A 22,172-nucleotide genomic window follows, 5' to 3' on the forward strand; every position below is an offset into this window, starting at 1 on the left:
ATTCATCAACGTAGTTTCGGAATAATTAGAGGATTGCTCACTTTTAAATGGCGCGGATCGTCTAGATTATTTGCTTGGGCGATAATGCGCCAGAGATTGGGATCTCCATATACTTCCGCCGCTAGGCTGCTTAAAGTGTCTCCTCGCTTGACTAGGCGTGTCGTTTGTTCGGGATCAGTTTGTTTGAGGTCTTTTTCTCGATCAATCCATTCAGTAAAAGTCACTGTCAGCCTAGCGCGTAGGGGTTTGCCATCACTTTTGAAGAGGGTAAAGTTCTGCACCAAGTTAGTCACCACTCCAATAAAGGGAAACTCAGGAGGATCAAGGGGGTTTCCCCAAGACACTGTGCAAATTGGCGGTTGATTGGTATCCCGTTCAATGCGCGTCAGCTTGACAATTTTATTGGTGAGTTGGCGCACGTCATCTACTGGCTTACCCTCAACGGGTTCGGTCACGTCAAAAAACAGTTCTAAAACAAGGGTACGACTTCCTCCTCCCCCAAACTGCAAAACTGGTGCATTCAAATTTCTCTGGACGGTAGATTGCTCTCCTTTGGTGGCTGTTGAAGTACTAGCAGATACTTGCGAACTCCAAGTGACTGGTTTGGTAATTGAATAGGCAGTCGGATTGAATTGCACCGTAATTTCTGGCAGCTTAGACGGTGGTAGAGGTTTAATCTTTAATTTGGTAGGCGTTTCTAGTACCATTGGCTCATTCCTCGACGTTCACGTTCAACGGTTAACTGGCGAAACAGCAGACGGCTGACTTGTTCGGCGATGTCTGCAACATTAACTACCGGAGTCTGGTTTGGTGTCTGAGTGATCGCTGGTATAGCAGGATTTGATGGCACAGCTTCCATCTCGGAAGTCGTATTTGACATCTGGCGCAGGCTATTGGGACGATTAGGATTGACTGGAATACTGACTGACGGCAAAGAGGAGTCAGTATAGCCGTTGTTGGCGGCGGAGAAAACTGTCCTCGCTGGTTCACTGGTAGTTTTACGCCAAACCAGATTGGTCGGGACTGGGAGGTTTCCTGGAACCTCTCTAGAGGGAATTTCTGGGACGACGGCGATCGAAGTTGTTGCTAATTCGGAGTTAACGGCGGCAATATCTCTATTTGCTTGATTTCCTGACTGTTTTTGTCCTCCGATCGCCTCTCTGTGTATTGTACCTGAACCTGTTGTTAGTCGGTTAGATTCTTTATCTAGCGATTGTAAGCTTTGCCGCAGCAACAAGGGGGTTGCTGTGCTTAAATTGCTTACTTGAGGTTGTCCTAATTCCACTGAGGTAACTTTTGTTTCTCCTTCTGTTGACGCAACTATTGCCTCTGATTGGTCTAAAGTAGCTGCTGATTCTGAGTTAGAAGTGGGATTATTTATTCTTTCAGTAATTGTTCCCAAAGGTAAAGTAGATTCTCCCGAAGTGGCTGTTAAAGAATCTATCTTTTTTTCCTCAGATGTTTCGTCTGGCTGCTGCCAGTTTTTTCTGAATACTAAAGGGTTGGTTGTTGCTTCGTTACTAACTAAAGACTGTCCTTGTTCAATAGCAGTAACTTTTGTCTCTGGTTTGAGAGATATTTCTGCTGATTCTGAGTTAGAAGTGGAAGTATTTATTCTTTCAGTAATTGTTCCCAAAGGTAAAGTAGATTCTCCCGAAGTGGCTGTTAAAGAATCTATCTTTTTTTCCTCAGATGTTTCGTCTGGCTGCTGCCAGTTTTTTCTGAATACTAAAGGGTTGGTTGTTGCTTCGTTACTAACTAAAGACTGTCCTTGTTCAATAGCAGTAACTTTTGTCTCTGGTTTGAGAGATATTTCTGCTGATTCTGAGTTAGAAGTGGAAGTATTTATTCTTTCAGTAATTGTTCCCAAAGGTAAAGTAGATTCTCCCGAAGTGGCTGTTAAAGAATCTATCTTTTTTTCCTCAGATGTTTCGTCTGGCTGCTGCCAGTTTTTTCTGAATACTAAAGGGTTGGTTGTTGCTTCGTTACTAACTAAAGACTGTCCTTGTTCAATAGCAGTAACTTTTGTCTCTGGTTTGAGAGATATTTCTGCTGATTCTGAGTTAGAAGTGGAAGTATTTATTCTTTCAGTAATTGTTCCCAAAGGTAAAGTAGATTCTCCCGAAGTGGCTGTTAAAGAATCTATCTTTTTTTCCTCAGATGTTTCGTCTGGTTGCTGCCAGTTTTTTCTGAATACTAAAGGGTTGGTTGTTGCTTCGTTACTAACTAAAGACTGTCCTTGTTCAATAGCAGTAACTTTTGTCTCTGGTTTGAGAGATATTTCTGCTGATTCTGAGTTAGAAGTGGAAGTATTTATTCTTTCAGTAATTGTTCTCAAAGGTAAAGTAGATTCTCCCGAAGTAGCGGGTAGGAAATCTATCTTCCTTTCTTCAGATGCTTCGTCTGGCTGGTGCAAATTTGGGCACAACAACAAAGGATTTGGTGTGCTTAAATTGCTTACTTGAATCTGTTTTAATTCAACTAAAGTAACTTTTGTTTCTTCCTCTTTTGGCGCAACTGTTCTCTGTGGTTGAGCTAAGGTAGCCGCAGGCTTAGAGTCAGGAGTTGACACCGTTACACTTTCAACAATTGTCCTCAAGGATGGGCTATTTTTTTCAGAAGTGTTTGCTGGAGCATCTATCTTCTCAGAGGAATTTACTTGTTTACTTAAAGAATTAGAATCTGGTGCCAAGGGAACAGCTTTGCGACTGAGGCGAAAAGTTTGACCAGCTTGGGAATCAGAAATATTTTCTATTGGTGGCGCAATCTTCTCCTGATATATCCGTTCAGATAACATTGCTGAAGACAATTGGCTAGTGAGGTTCGGTTCGGTTGTAATTGGCTGCACTGGTGTAGCCAACATTAATTCCGTACTGCTACCTGGTTCACTCTCACCAAAAGCATAACGAGATTGCCACCTTTCTAGGAAACGGGAACGCTGAACCATCCAGCTTGGAACTCGTGCTAATTGAGTCTGGAATTGTTTTAGGTTAATCACCCCAACAGGTTCACTCTGGAGGCGAAGGAGACGCTCTACCAGAACAGATTTTTCATCAGGAGAATCGACCATCTTATACACCTTTTTAGAAACCAATATTGACAGATGCACTTAGTTCAGCGGCGATTCCTCCTACCAAACTGCTCACGCTAGGACGGCTGAGTCCTCGGTGAAATAATTCGACACTTTCAAAGGCGACGTTGCCTGAATCTGCTCGCAATTCTGGGCCAGTCCACTTATAGGGAAAAGCTTCTTTAAAGTTCCACCAAATGACCGGGATGCGCTGCTTGTTCAGCAAATAAATTGTGCCGTTTTGGCGTTCAATCTTGCCTTGGACTACATCTTGATGCCAACTCCACAGTCCATCAATCGGGGTAAGTCCGTGTTTGAGAATCAAGGCTGGGGATTTGCTGCGCCCGGCAAAGCGATGTATGTAGTCATTGACACCGCCTTCCTGGTACTCTTCAATAGTAGTTTCTACCTGCAAACCGCTACATTCAGAGAACCCTCCTGCCAAAATTCCTTCAATCTCGACCAAAAAATTGAAGACCTGATAGGGATCGCTGCGAATTCCCAAAAGATTGGTCGCCAAACTGAAAGCGGCGTTTAAGCCCAAGGATGACATCAGTTATTTTCTCCTGTTTGCTCAAGTTTGTTCGTTAAAACGCTGGTTAATCTTGGCGATTTCTGCCACCCACTGCTGGCGTTCTGGGTGTTCCAATCCCAGAATTTGTTCCGGCTGCCAGTGAAAGTGGTAGGCGATATAGGCTACCTCCTCATAAAGCCGTTCGAGGGGGTAGCGCCTTACTCCCCCAAGCTAGTGAGTTCCACGTCAAACTCTTTTTCGCAGTAAGGGCATTGGGTATGAACCCGGTTGTGACCATTTTGATTAATGCGGCAGTAGAGGTCTTGTAAGTAAGCCAAATCTGCCGCATACAGTCCTTCAATCACCTTCGGGTTGATATACTCCAGGCTGCCAAGCTTAGCGATTACCCGCGACAGCAGGACGATCAGCAGATAAGCTTGGTTGCTACGGACACGGGGATCTTTGAGGGGGGCAATTTCATCGAAGGCAGTGGCTAGGCGCATGACACCTTCCCGATGCAGGTTGCCTTCCCCATCTATATACCCCAGGGGTAAGGTAAAGGGAAATTCAGTCTGGAGCATGATTGGGTGATCAGTTTAGCGGGGGATTAAGCTTTAACCATTTCTTCGTGGACAATTTCTAGGGTTTCAATCGCTACTTCATTGCTGGTGGCATTAAAACTTGGTCCTGTCCATTTAGAAGGCCAGGCTTCCCGCAAATTCCAGCGCAATTTTTCTTCCTGCGCTTCGTTGAATAGGACAATCGAGACATTTTTGCGGGTGGTTTTCCCACCAATCACGGTTTCTCTCCATTCCCAGAGGGTCTTGGAATCGGTGATGCCCCGTTTTAAAGTAATGGGCGCGAATTTATTCAACCCGGTCAATTTACGGACGTGGTTGGCATCGGTTCCTTCCCGATAGTCAACGGGATCGGTTGTCGCATCTAGACCGCTGCATTCGCGGAAGCCTGCTTCTTGAATGCCGTCGATTTCAACGCGAAAATTGAAACCTCGATAGGGATCAACTCTGTCAGCCATAGAAAATCTCCTTGTTAAACAACCAGTAATAGTTAGGAATCAAGGGGTTGGGCGCATTTCCACGCTTCCCGCTCGATGAATGATCCGAATCACGAGAAACTCAGCAGGAGCAGCAGTTGCTAAACCAATTTCAGTTAGCACCTTCCCTTCTTCCCGGAGGTCGGTCGGGTTAGTTTCAGCATCGCATTTGACGTAGAATGCCTGGGCTGGGCTGGCTCCCTGGAGTGCCCCTGACTGCCACAGTTGGGTTAAGTAAGCACTCAGTTCTCGCCCAATTCGCACCCACAAGCGGGGAGAATTGGGTTCAAAGGCTGCCCAGCCGAGATTTTGGTCGATCCACCGCCCCAAGGTGAGGAATAGCCGCCGGACGTTGAGATAACGCCAGTTGGGATCTTGACTGAGGGTCCGCGCTCCCCAGACGCGCAGTCCGCGACCCGGAAAGGCCCGCAGGCAGTTGATGCCAAAAGGATTCAACTCACCTTGAAGGGAATTGTCGATCGCCACTTGCAAATCGAGGGCATCCTGAATCTCTTCATTGGCTGGGGCTTTGAAGACACCCATTGTGCGATCGCTGCGGGCAAAGATACCAGCAATATGACCGCAGGGGGGAACCCAGCGCCCTTGGGTATTTTTCAGCCAGGGATAGTAGAGAGCGGCGTTAATCGGTTTGGGCTGGCCGCGGACAATTGCCTCTCGTTGGTTTTTGACTGCTGCTGCGGTACTGTTTGGGAGAGGATCGAGAATGGCCAAGCGATCGCCTTGTTGGGCGCATTGTTGCAACATTGCCTGTTGCACTTGGATAATGGCACTTTCATCCGTCAGCTTCATAGCATCGGGAACTGCCAGTAAGTCCAAATCCTTCAGGGGAGCGAGAGACGACAAAGCCGCTTCTAAGGCTGATTTTGGCTCTTGATTGGAGTCTGCTCGCACCACATAACAGCGAGTTCCGCCATTGGCAAAGAAGCCAGTCACTGCCTCTAATAGATAGCCTTGGGCGATAAATTTTTCGCTGAATTCTTCCTGACGGTGTAATGCCAGCGGGGTGTTGACTGGGAAATCCTTCTCTGATGGCTTAGCCTGAAAGAAGCCGACGAATCCAGGAATGCCAGTGGGTAGCTTGGCTTCTGGTTGGCGGAAGCTTTCCTCTCGATAGACACCTGGCGTTTTATAGGCGATCTCCATAGCTCACCTCTCTGTTAGCTGGTTTGGGCCATCTGGCTGATGCGGAAGATGACAAATTCAGCCGGACGGACAATCGCCACGCCAATTTCCGTGACGACTTGGCCCAATTCGCGCAACTCGGGCGGGTTGTTTTCGGCATCGCACTTGACGTAAAACGCCTCCTGGGGTGTATTGCCAAACAAAGCCCCCGAGCGCCAGACATTGGTGAGGAATGCCGAAACGTTGCGGGTAATTTGTTGCCAGAGGGCGGGAGTATTCGGCTCGAAGACCACCCACTGGGTGCCTTCGTCAATCGATTCCCGCAGAAAAAGCAGGGTGCGGCGGACGTTGATGTATTTCAAGTCAGCATTGTCATCGCCGCCGACGGTTCTGGCTCCCCAGACTAGGATTTTGCCATTGAGGACGCGGATGCAGTTGACTCCTTTAGGATTCAAGTTATCCTGGTCAGCTTTACTGAGGGGCTGGCTTACGTCTTGTGCGCCAAAAATCACCTCATTGGCCGGTGCTTTGAAGACTCCTCGCTCGTTGTCAACGCGAGCATAGACTCCTGCTAGGTGTCCACTAGGGGGGACAATGAGCGACCCATCACCACTAGGGTTTTGTAGTTTAGTCGCTGGGTCAAAAACCTTGATCCAGGGGAAATACCAGGCGGCCAAATCGGTTCTTTTCGGCATGACTCCTGAGTCAGCCGGAATTTTGGTCAGAGTGGTTAAATCGGCAGCCGTCTCAGGTCCATCTAGGATAGCAAAGCGATCGCCAGTGGCTTGACAATGAGCTACCACTTTATCTCGGATCCCGTCATCGGTGTTTCCTGGGATTGCTACCAGTGAAATTGGATCGATCGCGGCAAAAGCTTTGAGGGCATCATCAAGTTGTGTATCATCAGTAATCCGCACTACATAGCAACTGCTGCCGCCATTGTTGAAAAATCCGTAAACTGCGTGAGCCAGGTGTTGGTGTCCAGGATCAATGGCAGGATCGGCATCTGCCGTTGCTGCCTTTGTTTCGTCGCCGATTAGATCGCCAAAGAATTTGGTAAATTGGGTCCAATTGGTAATCAATTTAGCTATCTTGGCTGGCGGCAGCGCAAAGTCCACAAACTTAGTGCTTCCGGGCGTTGTCGGATTTTTGGCGACCAGGTGGATTTTGTCTGGTACAATTCCAATAAATCCGGGGATGCTGGTGCTAACTCCAGCGATCGCTTTAACGGCTGAAGGTACTTCTTCAACATAAACGCCTGGAGAAAGATATTGAGGCATAGCCCTCTCCTTAACAAAATATTTGCTTAATCTCCATGCTAGCACTTTTGGTCTATTGTGACTCCTCTCTACAGGGGTGACAACGAGATTAAAGTCTAGGCTGGGTGTGGGTTGTAGGTAGGGTTGATTCATTTAAATTAAGTACAGCTGATTTTGAGTCAATAAATTTGACTGAAGATTCTCAAGTTTATCTTTTTCTAATCAAAAGAGTTAGTCACAATAACTAATCTTTAATCCTCTGCCAATCTTTATTATGAATAGATTGATAAAACTTGTTAACAAGCCACTAAAAGCCTATCTTTCTTGAAATTGTCTGAGATTACATCCTGTTAATTTAGCTAATTTTTCTGCTTCTTACGTCGATAAAACTATCATTTTTTCCCAACGTTCAGCTAACCACCTCTGTCCCTCCGTTATTGAGAGAAAACCCAGAAACGTTGAATCCTGTAATAAAACTTTACATTGACAAGCATAATACCCCTATAACCAGAAACGTTGAATCCTGTAATAAAACTTTACATTGACAAGCATAATACTCCTATAACATCAAATTTTAAGTTGAATAGACAATCCTCCGGAACCAGTGTAAATAGCTAATATGTTGACACATGAAACTCTGTAAATAGCGCAGTTTGTCTAATAAGATTTTCCCAAATCCTTCTTCAATATCTATTAGCTGTAGAATCAGATAAGCGATAATGCAGCTATAGAGATGTAGGCGGATTCCGTTCTCGTTTTTAGTGATTAGATTATCCAACTTTAGAGGCATTTTAAAAAATTTCCACAGCAGTTCTATTGGCCATCTTTGGATGTAAATTTCGGCAATTTCTTCATTGCTAACTGCCCCTTCTCCTTGTAGAGGTAAATCTGTCGCCAGCCGAAATTCTGTTTGACTTTCTAGGTCGCAAAAAGCGACTACTCTTACTTCTATTTGTCTTTTATCTTTTCCGAGTTTACACTTGCCATTTTCGAGCATATCCAGGCTAATATTATTTTTCAATCTCAAGACAAAATGCTTGTCACTACTCTCTAATAATTCGGTGATTCTTTGATTAGAAGCAAATCCTCTATCCATTACGCCAAGTCCATTTACAGTAATTGCTTCTATCGTTTTTCCTCCTTCTTTCGAGTCATGAACTTAACCAAAATGGATGAGGATTCCGACCACCTCTGTTGTGATACTATTAAGACCAGAGAATAGTTTTACTTGATGCCATCCTTGCGACCATAGTATTTTACTGGTTAAGCTAATTATTGTTGAGTCAATGGGAAATAAAGCTCGCGCATTCTCTATTCCTTTTTTGGCAACTAAACGCTTATTTAATTCAACAATGACTTTCTCAAACGGACTTGTTTCTCTAATTTTGCTTGCCTGAGAAAATGGGGATAAATTTACATTAATTCCTTCAAGTACCATGCGACTGCATAAGTCCCTCATACTGACGATGCTTTTATCTAAAGCAAAACCAATCCAACAGGACAAAAATGTAAAAGTGTCTAAAGCGGGGTAGTCATTTTTAGGCAGTGGTTTGAGAAGCTCTTTTATGAGTTTTGAGAAATTCGTCATCAGGGCAAACTCCCTATTGTGAGGGTAATAAGTTGTCTAGATTCTATCTATAATAGCATTTTTTGTCTGACTTTTCTCAACGTTCAACACTTCTGGTTCTAATTGTCTCCCCTCTAGGTCTTTAATCCTGATATTTTCTTGAGAATTTCTGGATAAATCTAAAGCTTTAATCACCTCTTTTGCCACTGCTTTTACCACGGGAATAGCCACAGAATTACCGAACTGTTTATAAGCTTGGACATCGCTGACAACAATCTGAAAACTATCGGGAAATCCCTGTAATCTTGCCCATTCTCTGGGGGTCATTCTGCGGACGAATAATTTATTTACTTCTCCCTTAATGCGAGTAACGGGAGTAAAATTATTCAGTCTTTTATTGATAACTAAATTTCTTTCTTTTCCCATACCTCCCACCACAATAGCATTAGCGATACCATCGGGAGAAATAATCTCATAACCGAACCCATTACCTTTATTTTGGTGTCTATACTTGTGTTTAAACAAAGTTTCTAAATACTGATTAGAGAGATAATATTTAACGCTGACTTCCTTTTCTTCTAGGATATCTTTGAGACAAGTTTCTTGATGGGTTGGTTGAGGATAGGAAAAATGGTAAATATTTAAATCCTCTCGAAAACCGACGATAAAAATTCGGGGACGGTTTTGAGGAACCCCAAAATATCTGGCATTTAAAATCTGGGGACTAGGGACAAAATAATGCAAATCCTTTTCTAATATATCTAAAATAGTTTTTAAAGTTTTACCTCGATCATGATGGACTAAACCCTGGACATTTTCTAAGATAAAAGCTTTCGGTTTCTTTTCGTGTAAGATCCGGGCAACTTCAAAAAATAAGGTTCCGCGTGCATCTTCAAAACCGTGTTTTCTGCCAGCGATACTAAACGCTTGACAGGGAAAACCGCCGCACAGTATATCATGATCAGGGACAGTTTTTGCCTCTAATTTTCTGATATCTTGATTATCGGGTAAATGACCATAGTTAGCTAAGTAAACCTTTTGGGAGTGAGGATCGATTTCCGAGGAAAAAACGCATTGACAACCGAGATTCTCTAAGGCGATTCTAAATCCTTTTATACCGGCAAATAAATCAATAAAAGTCCACATATTTTATCTATTCTAAGCTTCCGTGGCTCTTCTGGTTTCTGTGTGGAAACGAGGTCTATACTGATAGTTTATTCCGCCAAATAGCACTAAAAGTCTTGCCTGATAAGCATTTCACGATTCCATAAGCAAAAATTATCACACAAAGTCGAGAAGAGCCCTTCCGTTTTGATCCCTGAGACGATATTATACCGGCTATCTTAGATTTTAGTATAAATGCTCGAATCTTTCTGTCCATTTCCCCATCTCCCCTGTCCGCATAATTTTTTTCTCCCAAATACTAAACAGATTGATGTTACAAGTGTAGGATAAGAAAGATACCTTTAACAAGCATAACCTAGAAACCATGACCTCTTCTGCTCTTTTTATAGCAGTTATCCTAAATGATGAGGTAGGAAGTTTTCCTTTTGGGGAGTCGGTCGTCAGCAGTCGATACCAAATCAGGTTACACTTCGTCTTGATGAGAAACGCTATAAGTAGGCGACGATAAATCCGACATTCCGCACATCTTCATATACTTTTATATATTTTTACATTCCCCAAGATATTTTGACGAAAAAGCTTCATAGAAACTACTATTGAGAACATTTTCAATAATTGATTTTTTCTGAGAAAAAATTACAATTCTTCACCTTGAGAAAAATCAATCATTGTAGCTATAGTCCCTACTAGCAATGGGTTTTAAGCAAAATATCAGTAAAAATTATCAATTGAATGTTAAGAAGTGCGGAAAGTGGGATAAATTTTCTTTTACCTGTTAGCTGCGGTGAAAAAATGGGAATACTAAGGGATGTAGTGGGTTGTACAGTCTTTACTGGCTCTATTCCATGTCATCAGCAAACGAGAAACTTCAGACCAAGCTGCCTTCCTTTGCCCAAAAGTTAGTGCAATCGGGTTATGTCACTATCCCGCAACTACAAAAGGCAATGATCGAGAAGCAGAAAAGTCATCTGCCTCTACGGGCAATTTTACCCCTGATCACCGGCCGTCCTTTACCCAAAGAGGCACTGGCATACTACCGACTCGAACAACTGTCAAAATTAAAAGCCAAGTATGGGGTAGAATATCTTGACCCTGAAAGTGAGACGATCGACTGGAGAGAAATCGAGAATCTGTTTCGCACGGTCCTTCCCTTTGAAATTTGCCGTCGTTATCAGATCCTGCCCCTACAAAAACAAGAATCCGATCCCAATGTCCTTCACCTAGCCATGGTGGATCCCGCTAATCAGCAAATTCTCGATGATTTACGTCGTATCCTCCGGGATCAAGAATTGCAGTTTGAACGTCGTGTCATCGATCGAGCAGATTACCAGAAATTGGTCGAAATCTATCGTTATCGCCAAGAAGAAGCCCTATCTGGCCATTTTCTTCCCCAAGAACAAGAGCTAGAGACCATAGTTGACATAACCGGCCTTTTTGAAGATGGCCAATCTCTCCCCCATCTCAACTGCAAATTAGCCGACGAGGATCTCGGTCTGATTCAACAGGCCAATCAAGGGACGATCGTCAGTGTCGTTAATAATATCCTGGTTCAAGCCATCGAAAGTAAAGCGACGGAAATTCACCTAGAACCCCAAGAAAATCAATTAACTGTCCGTTTTCGCCAAGATGGTCTCCTGCGTTCTGCCTGGGAACCGATTTCTCCAGAAGCGACCCCAGGGATTATCTCACGGTTAAAAATTCTGGCTAACCTCGATTTCAGCGAAAAATCGCGCCCCCAACAGGGAAAAATGACCATAACTTTTTCCGGTCGCAAAATAGATTTTCGTCTCCACACCCTACCTCGTCAACAGGGAGAAAAAATTCTGCTGCGGGTTTTTGATTCTCGATCCCCACTTTGGCCCCTCGATGAGTTGATTGCTAGCCAAGAAACCTGTAAACTGGTACGCACCATGATTGATTGCCAGGCGGGGTTAATTCTGCTCACCGCACCGGCCAGAGGCGGCTGTTCCACCAGTTTCTATTCTCTACTAGCCCATCGAAACCGGGGTGGGGTTAATATCGCTACCCTGGAAACCTCGATCGAACGCAGCCTTAATGGTATTACCCAAGTGGAAATCGCTGATGGTCAAGGCCAAGATTATGCCTCGATTTTGCCCTCTTTCCGGAATCAAGACCTAGACATCATCGGCATCGATCGCCTGGCGGATTCTTCCACCCTTACCCATGCTCTAGAAGCGGCTTTGACTGGACATTTAGTTATTTCTAGTTTACCCCTCAATGATGCCTTTGCTGCGATCGCTCGCCTCAATCAATTAGCGGAGCCGGCCTTAGTGGCTGATACCCTCATTGGAGTGATCAATCAAAGACTGGTGCGACGGGTTTGTCCGGTTTGTCGGCTGAAACATCAACCAAAAAGGGAAGAATTAGCTAAATTTGGTCTTTCTCCCGCCCAAGCTGCTCAATACAGCTTTTATAAAGCTAATTCCCTCACTGCCGAAGAAATCATCCAAGCGCGGGAAAAAGGCAGATTATGCCGTCATTGTCACGGCATCGGTTATCAGTCCCAGATCGGGGTCTTTGAAGTGATCACGATTACCCCTCACCTCAAAACTTTCATCGCTGCGAAGAAACCCGCCGATATGCTCAAAAAAGCGGCAACACAGGCAGGATTTAAGTCTCTCCTCACCTACGGTTTAGAATTAGTCTGTCAAGGTTATACTACCCTAGAGGAAATCGAGCGCGTCATAGCTGATCAATTCACTTTGCCCCCCCTCTCTGCTGCCAATAATCCTGAGATTCCCTCGGATGTTTTCGGGAGAATCGAGGCGATCGAGCAGTTATTAAAAGCTCTCAATGGTGAATTACAGTCATTAAAGCAAGAAATTAACCTAAATTCGCTCAAAAATTTTCCTAAGAGCGCAAATACAACTATTCTCGACCAGGAGTTACCTGATTTGACTAATCTAGTCCTTTCTTCCCAAAACTGGTCATCGGACAAGGAAACGATCGTTTTCGCTGCCCCTGTTTATGAGGAGTTAACCGACCCCGGCGATTGGGAACAGTTAAAACGGGAACTAGACCAGAATCAAGACCTGATCGCCTCCTCGCAAGTCGATACTTCTTTTCCTTCCGTCCTCGATCCTTGGTCCTAGTCGGGTAAAATGCTGGGGAAAAGAATTAAAATTTAACCTGGGCAATATTTGAGGACTAAAAAGGAATGACCACAGAATTAGAAACCAAAAAAGTTACTCCTACTCGCTGTTTGGTTGGTGCGGCAATTTCGGCAGCATTGGGGACAATTCTCTATTATCTCACAGCAGCGATCGGTCATTCTTTTTACTCAAAACCAATGGTTGCTCACAGTCCGATCGCCTTGAGAATTGGCAGTGCTGTCCGCACTTTAGTTTTTGGTTTAGCTTCTCTAGGAACCTTTATTTTTGCTTTTGTCACCATTGGTTTAATTCTTTTGGCTATCCAATTACTGCTTAAACGCCCTCAACAAACATAAATTTTGACATCCTCGCCGCCGTAAACGGACGGTGATTCCCAAACCTCACGATTTAGGTTTCTGCTTCTTTCCCTTGCGGGGTTCCGCACCTGCCGCCCCAGATTTACTCTGTTCTGGTCTTATGGTCGCTCTACAGACTGACACCGCAAGCCCTGCGGCCAAAATGTTTTTACTGGCGTTAATATCTCGGTCATGGTGAGTCCCACAGTCTGGACAGTCCCATTCTCGAATATTTAACGGCATTTTCTCAGCAATATGCCCACAATTACTACATCTTTTAGAACTAGGAAACCATCTATCTATTTCGATGTAATTTCTGCCGTACCAACGGCATTTATAGGCTAATTGTCGAGTGATTTCTCCCCAACTAACGTCAGATATTGCCTGAGATAACTTGGGGTTTTTGACCAGATTCTTGACGGCTAAATTCTCAACCACAATCGTTTGGTTTTCACGAACTAATTGAGTGGTTAGCTTATGTAAATGGTCTTTTCTGCTATCGGTGATTTGAGCGTGAATCCTTGCTACTTTGATTCTTGCTTTTTCCCGATTTTTTGACCCTTTCTGTTTTCTAGAAAGGCTTTTTTGGGCCTTTCGCAGTCTCCGATAATGGTTTTTAAAATGCTTGGGATTAGATACTTTGTCACCATCGCTGGTAATCACAAGGCTACTAATTCCTAAGTCAATTCCGATGGCTTTATCTGTTACTGGTAGAGGCTTAATCGTTGGGTCATCAAATCTAATTGAAATATGCCAACGTCCAGAAGGATGTAATCTGACTGTTACTGTACTTGGGTCACAGCTTTCTGGTATTTGTCTTGACCATCGAATAGGTAAAGGTTCTGTGCATTTGGCTAAATAGATTTGTTTGTCTTTAAATTTAAAAGCAGATTTGGTAAATTCGGCACTTCCTCCCTGATGTTTTTTCTTAAAGTTAGGATACTTAGTACGACCAGCAAAGAAATTGGTAAAAGCTGTTTGTAGGTGTCTTAACCCTTGTTGTAAGGGTACACAGCTTACTTCATTGAGAAAGTCTAATTCTTCTTGTTTTTTCCACTCGGTTAGCATTGAAGAAGTTTGAGCGTAGCCTACTCTTTCTTGCTTTTCGTACCAAGCTTGTGTTCGTTCGTGGAGAGCTTTATTGTAAACTAATCTTACACAGCCCAATGTGCGCCGCAATAGCGACTCTTGTTCGGGTGTTGGGTAAAATCGAAACGAGTAGGCTTTTTCCATGTCTCACATTTTAGCATATATTTCGTAAACGATGCTCATATTTAACAGTAAAGCCGTCGTAGAACGACGGGGTTTCAGACCCAAATTTTCGATGAATTATGAATTGGAAGTGGGGAAGTGGGGAGCTTTTCAGTGATCAGTAAACAGTAAACAGTGAACTGATAACTGATAACTGATTAACGGACATTTTGAGCGGTAAAATCTTCGATGAGTTGTTCTAAAGCGGCCGAGGAGGCGCGGGTAATCAGAAAACATCGAAACTCTTGGCCTTGACTGAGATATTGGGAATAGGCCGCCTGTAAAAAAGGTTTATAGCCGGGGTTTTTGCGAATATACACCTCAAAAAAGGCCAAAGATAGAGAATGGGCGTAACTATCGATCAGATATGGTGCTGGCAGGGTAAGATCGGCTATGGATTCGATCGCTTCGTTAATTCCCGCATCTAGTACCGAAAAATCGACGTGAGCTTGACCTTCAATCAGAGCTAAATATTTATTTTCGGTGTTGAGCAGGGGAAAAGAGCGCACCTGTTCAAAAATAGCGGGGGTAGCGGGATCGTAGGTTCCTGCCGCTACAAAAGTGGGAATTTCGATCTTAGCCAGTCCTTTAGCCCCAAAAATACTCCAATTAAACGGATTAACCGCAAAAATCGCTTTGATTCTCGGATCGCGAAAATTGTATTCTTCTCGGGGTAAATCCAAAGCACGACACTGCAGCAAGAGGGAGACATTGAGAAAAGCTAATCTTCTTTGACAGTCCCGTTGTAAATTCTCGAAATCGATCGTCGCTCCACCCACCGCTAAGGCTGTATAACCGCCGAAGGAATGTCCACCAACTCCCACATTATCTAAATCTAATTGCCCCTGAAATTCCCCCGCGTTGCGTCTTTGTAATTCATCGATCACAAAAGATATGTCCAATGGACGATTGACAAATTCGTTGCTATAAAAAACCATCCGCGATAAACCGGCGAGTAGATTCTGTACCTGTAGGGTATCGCTGCCGGGGTGTTGGGGTATGGCGACGAGATAACCGTAACTAGCCCAATGTTCCGCTTGTCGGACAAAATCTTCAGGACGGGAAGCTAAACCGTGGGAAAAGACGATAACGGGGGTTTTCTGGGTTAATTGCCCCTTGGGTTTGACAATAATTAGATAAAGTTCCCTCTGACGACGGCTATCGGTTAAATCCAGCCGCATCTGTTCCACTTGTTGCGGTCCCGGTTGTCGGGGGTCGGTCATAGCGGTAAAATTAATTTCACCGGCCTTTTTAGCTTCTTCTAAGGATAATTGCGCCACCTTTTCTGTGAATACTGTGGTGGCTTTCAGGACGACATCGATCGCCCGAGCTAGTCTTTGCACTTTTGTCACATCAATCTGCATATTAGTGGGCAGATTACGCAGCAGGCTAAGAATAGTTACCCCTTCCGGTTCAAAAGCTGATTTAATTAGGGCAGAACGCAGGGCAAATTTACCATTAATACCCCCTTGAATGGTGATCAGTTCCCCTAAGAGGTTGAGGATATCTTCCCCCATTGTGGAGTTAAAAAAGCGCGAGATCAGGACGGGATTAATTTCTTTACTTGTGGTTAAAGCTTGGCGAAATTCTTTTTGTTGTTCCGCAGTTGTATTACCTAAATATTGTCTTAGATTAGCGTCAATTCTGCCAGTTTTGGCAAACTTTTCTAGGGAACTAATTTCTAGGGTACGACTAAAGGGCGCTAAGATAAAAGTGATTCTCTCGGCCGAGAGGACAGGAAAGCTAGTCAGTATCGTTCCTAAGCAACCCAGAGCGATCAAGCGGCCAATTTTGGCTAATTGCAACAAGTTTTTCTGCTCCTTTTCTTCCTGCGTTCCTATTCCCTCTGGATTATAACAGTAACTTCGCAGTTTTTAACGTTTTTTTTGCTTGACTATCAACAAAAATTATCAATTTACCTCGATCGATAATCTTGACCTAGAACGTAGGTTGGGTTGAAGCATGAAACCCAACGCCCGATTATGTTACGCTACCGCTAACCCATCCTACAAATAATTGTGCCTACCTACTTATCAATTTACCTCGATCGATAATCTTGACCTAGAATAATAGGTAACAAGTCTCGAAAATTTCCATCTTGCCGATTTCAAGCTACTGATCGCTCATGATTTCAGGGTAAAAATGCCAAAGTTGCCACTACTTTCACCCCAAATTCTTCCTCAAAAACAGGTTTTTTATAGTCTAAACTCCATAATTCTAAAGCACAATCATCTTCAGCATTATTGGGAAAAAGATGCAGATGTAGGGTTCTATATTCGGGATCATACTTACATTCAATCTTTTTAATCGCTCCTATTTGTCGTCGATCTAAAGCCACGGCCAAGCGCAGTATAGCACTTAGATGTCTGACCATATACTGATAGTATTCCGTTAATTTCATAAAATCATCGTGTCTTTTCTTCGGTTTACTTTTGCGGTGATAACGAGCGATATTAGCGATAACTTCTAACTCTATTTCCGTATAGCCCAACAGTTCACCATTGCGAATTAAATAATAGGAATGTTTATGATGGGCAGCATGACTAACATATAAACCACTATTATGTAAAATTGCCGCCGCCCATAATAAATCTTTAGCCTCCTGATTCCAAGAATGTAATTGTGCTTGGGTTTGCTCGAACAAAGACAGGGAAAATGTCGCTATTCTCTCGGCCGATTCTAAATTAACTTGATACTTTTTCGCTATTTTCAAGACACTGCGCTGACGGATTTCACTCTGATAAAGTAACCGATTATCAATTAAACCGTGCGTCAGCATCCAATCGACGATTACCCCTTCTCGCAGGGCCCTTTCACAGAGAACTAACTTATCAACATCTAACATGGTCATCGCTTCCAAAAGCACGATCGAACCGGCTAGAATTATCTCAGCCCGTTTATCGGACATCCCCAGAATTGCCAGTCTTTGGTGATAGTCCAAAGTGGCGAAACGTTTGACTAATTCTTTGACATCTTTGCGGGTTAATTGATAGCCATTTAAAGGATTGGGAATTTCCCCTAATTTCTCCAAAGCATGGATAGTCATCAAAGTTTCGATCGTCCCAGAAGTTCCCACTAAACGCGGCACTTCTCCCAGCTGTAAATGATGTTTAATTTCCTCTACTGCCCGCTCCAACATTCCGCGGGTGTATGCCCTTAAATAGGCTAATTCTGTGGTACTAATGGGATCGGTGGTGATCAAATCTTGCGTCAAACGCACCGCGCCGATTTTGGTACTACTAAGAAAGCGAATTTCTTGACTATCGGCTAAGATTAATTCTGTGGAACCGCCACCAATATCGATAATAATATGGGCTTGGTTTTGGAAATCCATCCCCGAGACGACACCGAGATAAATCCGGCGCGCTTCCTCCTGTCCAGAGATGAGATTTACAGAAATACCGACTTCTTTCTCGATTAAAGCCAAAAATTCGTCACCATTGGCCGCTTCCCGGGTGGCGCTGGTGGCAACAGCGATAATCTGATCCGCATGGAGACTAATAGCCAGATCGTGACAGCGTTTTAAAGCGGCGATCGCTCTTTCCATGGCCGCTAGGGTTAATTTACCGGTTTTCCTATCTCGATCGCCCAGACGGACTGTATCCTTTTCTCTGGCAATAATCGTAAAAGCGGGTAAAGACGGTTCAATTTTCACCACTACCATGTGAACCGAATTCGTACCAATATCAATCGCCGCTAGGATTTGGACATCGGGGACTTTTGCCTGGGGCGCTAGTCCCCAATTGGGTGTAACTTGATTAGAAATATTCACCATCGCTTATCAGTGATCAGTTACCAGTCGGGGGATAGGTGTTAAGGCTGGTCTTATTATCCCTCTAATTGTCCGCCTCGGCGCAGCAATTTTAGCTTTGTATAGCAGTTGTCCTATTCGTCAATATACAATTTTCGCTGCTCCAGGGCCAATTGCCGGAATTCCCCTTCCCCAAATTCTCCCTCCCTGGGACGGCGCTCTCCCTCGGACTCGACTAAATAGATATAATCACAATCAACCCCTTCTAAATTGGTATTTTCGGCGATTTTCCAAGCTTCGATACAAGCGCCCGTCAGGGTGGCCCCCTGTAAATTGGCTCTCATCACGTTACTATGGGCTAAATTTGCCCCTTCTAGATTAGCGTAGGCTAAATTTGCCTCGCTCAAATTTGCCCTAGTCAGGTTGGCATTTTTGAAGTTAAACCCGTAAAGATTTAGTCCGCGAAAATTATAGCCAATATAAGCTTTATTTTCCCCTTGACCAGTAACCAGAAGATTTCTCATCGCCACTTCGGCTAAAATTGTCTTTTCCCAGCGCGCTCGCTCGATGCCCGATACCAGATAAAATCGAGTTCTAGTTAAATCTTTTGCCCTTAAATCAGTGGCTTTTAACTGCGCTCCCGTGAAATCCGCTTCTTTAAGATTTGCTCCGCAAAAATTTGTACCTTGACTGGCTAAAAAAGCAATTGCTATCGATTTCGTGATTGTTTCTCTCGATTCTTCTAGGGACAACCAGGCCAGATAAGCGGTGAATAAATTACCACAAAACCCAACAATCAAAGCTATAGAAAAAGTTACATTCATCACGGCTATTCCAGCTAATGCTCCTTGAAAAGCCAAGATAATTACTGTCAATAAAGTTAAAATTAAGCTGATGCAAATTGCTAGGATAAAACTTGTTGATTGACCAGAAATCAAGGATAAAACTAAGGGTAATCCCCCAACTCGCTGACGATAAAATCTTCCGTAAATTAGGGATAAAATCGTGATTATCACCGCAGCAATGATTTTAAATTGGCTTACATCTGTCACCAGCATTAAAGCTAGATAATAACCAGCTAATCCCCACACAAAGCCGCAGATAGCCGCTATTAACCAAGAAATTAAAATTAATTGTAGCCGACCGCGCTTTAGTAATCCTGCCCTAGCCTCGGTAAATTTAGTTCTCTCTAAAATAGCCCCTTGAAAATTAGTACCACGCAGATCTGCTTTACTAAAATTAGCCCCCGATAAATTCTGTCCCTGAAAACACTGTCCTTTTAATTTTACTCCTGTAAAATTGCGTTTCCCTTTGGCATATAAATCCAGTACCTCACTTGCTTTCATAGAAATTACGGAGGTCTGTTTTTTGCTTGATTGATTAATGTAATTCATAACACCTAAGTAAGTGGTTATAATTAAATTGAAGATTTATCCCCCCTTTATCCCCCCCCTTAATTCCTAGGGTTAATTCATGGTAGGGTTAATTCATGGTAGGGTTGATTCATGAATCAACCCTACCCTTCTATCCCTTATAGGGATCTTTCTTAACAATTTTTTCATTAAGCACTCCAACTCTTATCCTGACTTGATTTCAGTTTTTTCTTTGTCAGTAAGGGTGTCAACAAAGAATATTACAAATTGTTAACCGAGTCTTGAAAGCGTTGTGCTACAAAGGTTTGAAATGTTAAGAAAGATGTGACTAATGGACAGCCTTGATAAGGGGGGTGTCTGATAATTTTTAACGCCTACCTACTTATTATCTTTTTAAAATTGGCTTTGGTTATTTGTTGGCAATTTATACTAAATCGGTTTTGAATAGTGCGATGAACTCCCAAGTTATGGATTGTTTCTCCCCGCTCCTCCGCCATCCTATCCCTTGTAAACAGGATTTAGTATAATACAGATTTAACTTGACAGACCCCTGGGGATGAGGGACTTTTTTTAGGGGTAATCCACGGCAAAAACAGCCCCTAAAACTGATTATTGACCCGGACTTGGTGCTTCTATCGGGGACTCTGGGGAAAGGGGAGTCGATTCAACTATTGGTGGTGGGGCCGGAGGTTGGAGAATATTGCGCCAGCCTCGTATTTGGGAGCGAGCCGAACTGTAAGCGGTACTTTCCGGGGATACGGATTCAGCAAGGCGAATAGCTTCCAGATAACTGCCATTATTAGCTTGGTCCGTGGCTAAAGACAAAAGCTGATAACTCCAACGTTCCAGCAATTCAGTCCGTTGCACACCCGCATCGGTTTTAGTGGAAATATTGGTAACTAAAGCAATCGCTCGGGTTAAACCTTCTGCGGTTCCCATCGCCGCTAATTGATTAGCCTGTTGGAGATTTTGACGGGCCCGCAACTCTCGGCGCCAACGACGGATATTTTGGGATGCTTCCGCGGAAAGAGTGCGACCAGGGGGAATTTGATTGGCAGTGTCGATCGCTGTGCTATAGTCTTTGAGATTGGCCAAAGCTTGAGCCTGATCTAAAATGGGTTGATCCTCCATGCGTTCAATCCGTACTTGCCAGTCGTCAATTTCCCGTTGGGCATCTCGGTATAAGGCCCGATTTTTACCAATAGCCTGCGCCTGAATAATAGCGTTACTGAGGGAATTAATATCGCCGGGGATAGCGATTTCCCGCGCCCGTTCTAAAATCGGCCGGTCTTCTATGACTTGTATTTGACGATTCCAAGAGCCAATTTCCTGCTGTGCTTGCGACCAGAGGGGATTATTACGGGGAACCTCGCCCGCTTTTGCGATAGCGGCGCTATACTGCCCGATTGTACCTGCTTGTGCTAAATCTCTAGCCTCGGACAGTATTTTTACATCCTGTACCTGTAACTGCCAGCGTTCCCTCATAGCTAGGGCCGTTTGATAGAGAGGTCGAGAAGCGTCGATTTGTTCTAGTCCCAGTATGCCAGCTTCTAATCCGTCCACCGTGCCAGCTTCCGCATCTAAGGCCGCTTCGGACAAGACAGACCAATCGGTGACATCTTCTTTAATTTTGAGGTCTTTGGGGGTTTGGTTAGCCAAATCCCGGAGAGCTTGCCATTGCTTCCGCTCAATTAATCTTTCGGCGTATTCTTTTAGTTTATCCTCGGTTTTCCCGATTAATTTTTGGGCCTCCTGATAGGCATAACTGCTGGCTTGAATTTTTCTAGCTTCTTCGATGACTTTCAACCAATTGTCGAGACCGCCCCGGGCAAAGAGATTAAAGGCATTATCTAATTTACTGCTATCTTCCCGGGCGACGGTAATTTTAGCGAGCGCTTCATTATATTTAACCGTTGCCCAATATTCGTTATTTAAGTTCAATAAATCCACTGCTAGGCGGAAAGATTGATTCCAGTTGGAAGCGCGGAGATTTTCCTCTAGTTTGCTTAAGATATCGTTGCCTTGCGTCCAAGTTCCTTGCCACTTAGCGATTCTTTCTTCAATAATTGCCGCTACTGCCATATTATTGGGGATTTGACGAGCTTTAGTGATCGCTTGCTCTAAATTTCCCGCTTGATAGTCTTTTTCAGCCAAATTCAGTATATCTCGCGCCCACTCTTCCACCTGTTGATTAACTTGCGATCGCAAGGGATGGTCCTCGGGTAAAGCTTCCACCAGGGCAATTGCTGCGAGTAATCCTTCCACGGTGCGACTATCGGCGGAAAGTTGAGCGCAGTAGAGACGCAGGGAGGCAGAAGCAATAGGCCAGAAGATTTTGGGGCAATTGGGCGACTTCTGCATATTTAATAACTGCCAAGTGGCGAGAAAGCCAACACCGCCAAAGACGACCACAAATAAAGCCGCCCAAACTTTCCAAGTGAAACGATGCTGGTATCGGGACCAAAAGAGAAAAAGAAAAGACTTAGTTTTCTCTGGCCAACGAGTCAGGGAGTCAATCGATTCTCGTTTGACTAGATTTTTGGTTAATTCTTTTCCTTTAAACATTCACGACTCCCTGACGGATATTTTAGATAGA

The 22,172-nt window shown here is 43.9% G+C and carries 16 protein-coding genes and 1 pseudogene; 2 read left to right on the top strand and 15 right to left on the bottom strand.

The window, feature by feature from the left end:
• Positions 1–5 precede the first annotated feature (5 nt).
• From VL20_RS05930 to VL20_RS05975, 10 genes and pseudogenes are all read right to left on the bottom strand, one after another.
• Positions 6–707 (bottom strand): CIS tube protein, encoded by a 702-nt coding sequence (locus tag VL20_RS05930; protein WP_052275913.1) that lies wholly within the window; start codon positions 705–707, stop codon positions 6–8.
• Positions 698–3,070 (bottom strand): hypothetical protein, encoded by a 2,373-nt coding sequence (locus tag VL20_RS05935; RefSeq protein ID WP_128575150.1) that lies wholly within the window; start codon positions 3,068–3,070, stop codon positions 698–700. The genes VL20_RS05930 and VL20_RS05935 overlap by 10 nt, the downstream gene beginning before the upstream one ends.
• Positions 3,071–3,083: 13 nt before the next feature.
• Complete coding sequence (locus tag VL20_RS05940) at positions 3,084–3,623, bottom strand: phage tail protein (protein ID WP_052275915.1); 540 nt, start codon at positions 3,621–3,623, stop codon at positions 3,084–3,086.
• A gap of 21 nt (positions 3,624–3,644) precedes the next feature.
• The gene (locus VL20_RS33610) at positions 3,645–3,761 is read right to left on the bottom strand and encodes a DUF6760 family protein (protein ID WP_369800470.1); all 117 of its coding nucleotides are present in this window, start codon (positions 3,759–3,761) and stop codon (positions 3,645–3,647) included.
• A gap of 41 nt (positions 3,762–3,802) precedes the next feature.
• Positions 3,803–4,165, bottom strand: coding sequence for a hypothetical protein (locus VL20_RS05945; RefSeq protein ID WP_002770407.1), 363 nt, complete (start codon positions 4,163–4,165; stop codon positions 3,803–3,805).
• A gap of 26 nt (positions 4,166–4,191) precedes the next feature.
• The gene (locus tag VL20_RS05950) at positions 4,192–4,620 is read right to left on the bottom strand and encodes a phage tail protein (RefSeq protein ID WP_052275916.1); all 429 of its coding nucleotides are present in this window, start codon (positions 4,618–4,620) and stop codon (positions 4,192–4,194) included.
• A gap of 39 nt (positions 4,621–4,659) precedes the next feature.
• Positions 4,660–5,802, bottom strand: coding sequence for a phage tail sheath family protein (locus tag VL20_RS05955; RefSeq protein WP_052275917.1), 1,143 nt, complete (start codon positions 5,800–5,802; stop codon positions 4,660–4,662).
• Positions 5,803–5,816: 14 nt separating this feature from the next.
• Positions 5,817–7,061 carry a phage tail sheath family protein gene (locus VL20_RS05960; RefSeq protein ID WP_052275918.1) on the bottom strand — a complete coding sequence of 415 codons (1,245 nt, stop codon included), beginning with the start codon at positions 7,059–7,061 and terminating at the stop codon, positions 5,817–5,819.
• 553 nt (positions 7,062–7,614) lie between these two features.
• A pseudogene (locus VL20_RS27410) lies at positions 7,615–8,631 on the bottom strand (IS4 family transposase).
• A 33-nt stretch (positions 8,632–8,664) separates the two neighbouring features.
• Positions 8,665–9,753 carry a DNA cytosine methyltransferase gene (locus VL20_RS05975; protein ID WP_052275921.1) on the bottom strand — a complete coding sequence of 363 codons (1,089 nt, stop codon included), beginning with the start codon at positions 9,751–9,753 and terminating at the stop codon, positions 8,665–8,667.
• 824 nt (positions 9,754–10,577) lie between these two features.
• Here VL20_RS05975 and VL20_RS05980 point away from each other — a divergent pair.
• Entirely contained in the window at positions 10,578–12,845 is a 2,268-nt protein-coding gene (locus VL20_RS05980; protein WP_052275922.1) for a GspE/PulE family protein, read from the top strand.
• Positions 12,846–12,910: 65 nt separating this feature from the next.
• On the top strand, positions 12,911–13,201 hold the full coding sequence (locus VL20_RS05985) for a DUF3082 domain-containing protein (RefSeq protein ID WP_002786666.1): 291 nt from the start codon (positions 12,911–12,913) through the stop codon (positions 13,199–13,201).
• A gap of 45 nt (positions 13,202–13,246) precedes the next feature.
• On the opposite strand, the gene VL20_RS05990 is transcribed toward VL20_RS05985, so the two are convergent.
• The 5 genes from VL20_RS05990 to VL20_RS06010 all read right to left on the bottom strand — a co-directional run bounded on the left by VL20_RS05990 (position 13,247) and on the right by VL20_RS06010 (position 22,141).
• Positions 13,247–14,434 carry an RNA-guided endonuclease InsQ/TnpB family protein gene (locus tag VL20_RS05990; RefSeq protein WP_052275923.1) on the bottom strand — a complete coding sequence of 396 codons (1,188 nt, stop codon included), beginning with the start codon at positions 14,432–14,434 and terminating at the stop codon, positions 13,247–13,249.
• A 176-nt stretch (positions 14,435–14,610) separates the two neighbouring features.
• Complete coding sequence (locus tag VL20_RS05995; protein WP_052275924.1) at positions 14,611–16,260, bottom strand: alpha/beta hydrolase; 1,650 nt, start codon at positions 16,258–16,260, stop codon at positions 14,611–14,613.
• A 323-nt stretch (positions 16,261–16,583) separates the two neighbouring features.
• Entirely contained in the window at positions 16,584–18,227 is a 1,644-nt protein-coding gene (locus VL20_RS06000; protein WP_052275925.1) for a Ppx/GppA phosphatase family protein, read from the bottom strand.
• A gap of 110 nt (positions 18,228–18,337) precedes the next feature.
• Positions 18,338–19,549: a pentapeptide repeat-containing protein gene (locus VL20_RS06005; RefSeq protein ID WP_249264936.1), complete on the bottom strand. Its 1,212-nt coding sequence runs from the start codon at positions 19,547–19,549 to the stop codon at positions 18,338–18,340.
• Positions 19,550–20,185: 636 nt separating this feature from the next.
• Positions 20,186–22,141, bottom strand: coding sequence for a coiled-coil domain-containing protein (locus VL20_RS06010; protein ID WP_052275927.1), 1,956 nt, complete (start codon positions 22,139–22,141; stop codon positions 20,186–20,188).
• Between the last annotated feature and the right edge of the window lie 31 nt (positions 22,142–22,172).

The sequence above is a fragment of the Microcystis panniformis FACHB-1757 genome, assembly GCF_001264245.1.
In the GTDB taxonomy this organism is placed as follows: domain Bacteria; phylum Cyanobacteriota; class Cyanobacteriia; order Cyanobacteriales; family Microcystaceae; genus Microcystis; species Microcystis panniformis.

What these genes read in the sequence shown, in the direction of transcription:
- VL20_RS05985 (WP_002786666.1), top strand. Translation starts at nt 12,911, where the DNA reads ATGACCACAGAATTAGAAACCAAAAAAGTTACTCCTACTCGCTGTTTG.
- VL20_RS05930 (WP_052275913.1), bottom strand. Translation starts at nt 707, where the DNA reads ATGGTACTAGAAACGCCTACCAAATTAAAGATTAAACCTCTACCACCG.
- VL20_RS05990 (WP_052275923.1), bottom strand. Translation starts at nt 14,434, where the DNA reads ATGGAAAAAGCCTACTCGTTTCGATTTTACCCAACACCCGAACAAGAG.
- VL20_RS05950 (WP_052275916.1), bottom strand. Translation starts at nt 4,620, where the DNA reads ATGGCTGACAGAGTTGATCCCTATCGAGGTTTCAATTTTCGCGTTGAA.
- VL20_RS06000 (WP_052275925.1), bottom strand. Translation starts at nt 18,227, where the DNA reads ATGGTGAATATTTCTAATCAAGTTACACCCAATTGGGGACTAGCGCCC.
- VL20_RS06005 (WP_249264936.1), bottom strand. Translation starts at nt 19,549, where the DNA reads ATGAAAGCAAGTGAGGTACTGGATTTATATGCCAAAGGGAAACGCAAT.
- VL20_RS05960 (WP_052275918.1), bottom strand. Translation starts at nt 7,061, where the DNA reads ATGCCTCAATATCTTTCTCCAGGCGTTTATGTTGAAGAAGTACCTTCA.
- VL20_RS06010 (WP_052275927.1), bottom strand. Translation starts at nt 22,141, where the DNA reads ATGTTTAAAGGAAAAGAATTAACCAAAAATCTAGTCAAACGAGAATCG.
- VL20_RS05975 (WP_052275921.1), bottom strand. Translation starts at nt 9,753, where the DNA reads ATGTGGACTTTTATTGATTTATTTGCCGGTATAAAAGGATTTAGAATC.
- VL20_RS05935 (WP_128575150.1), bottom strand. Translation starts at nt 3,070, where the DNA reads ATGGTCGATTCTCCTGATGAAAAATCTGTTCTGGTAGAGCGTCTCCTT.
- VL20_RS05940 (WP_052275915.1), bottom strand. Translation starts at nt 3,623, where the DNA reads ATGTCATCCTTGGGCTTAAACGCCGCTTTCAGTTTGGCGACCAATCTT.
- VL20_RS05945 (WP_002770407.1), bottom strand. Translation starts at nt 4,165, where the DNA reads ATGCTCCAGACTGAATTTCCCTTTACCTTACCCCTGGGGTATATAGAT.
- VL20_RS05980 (WP_052275922.1), top strand. Translation starts at nt 10,578, where the DNA reads ATGTCATCAGCAAACGAGAAACTTCAGACCAAGCTGCCTTCCTTTGCC.
- VL20_RS05955 (WP_052275917.1), bottom strand. Translation starts at nt 5,802, where the DNA reads ATGGAGATCGCCTATAAAACGCCAGGTGTCTATCGAGAGGAAAGCTTC.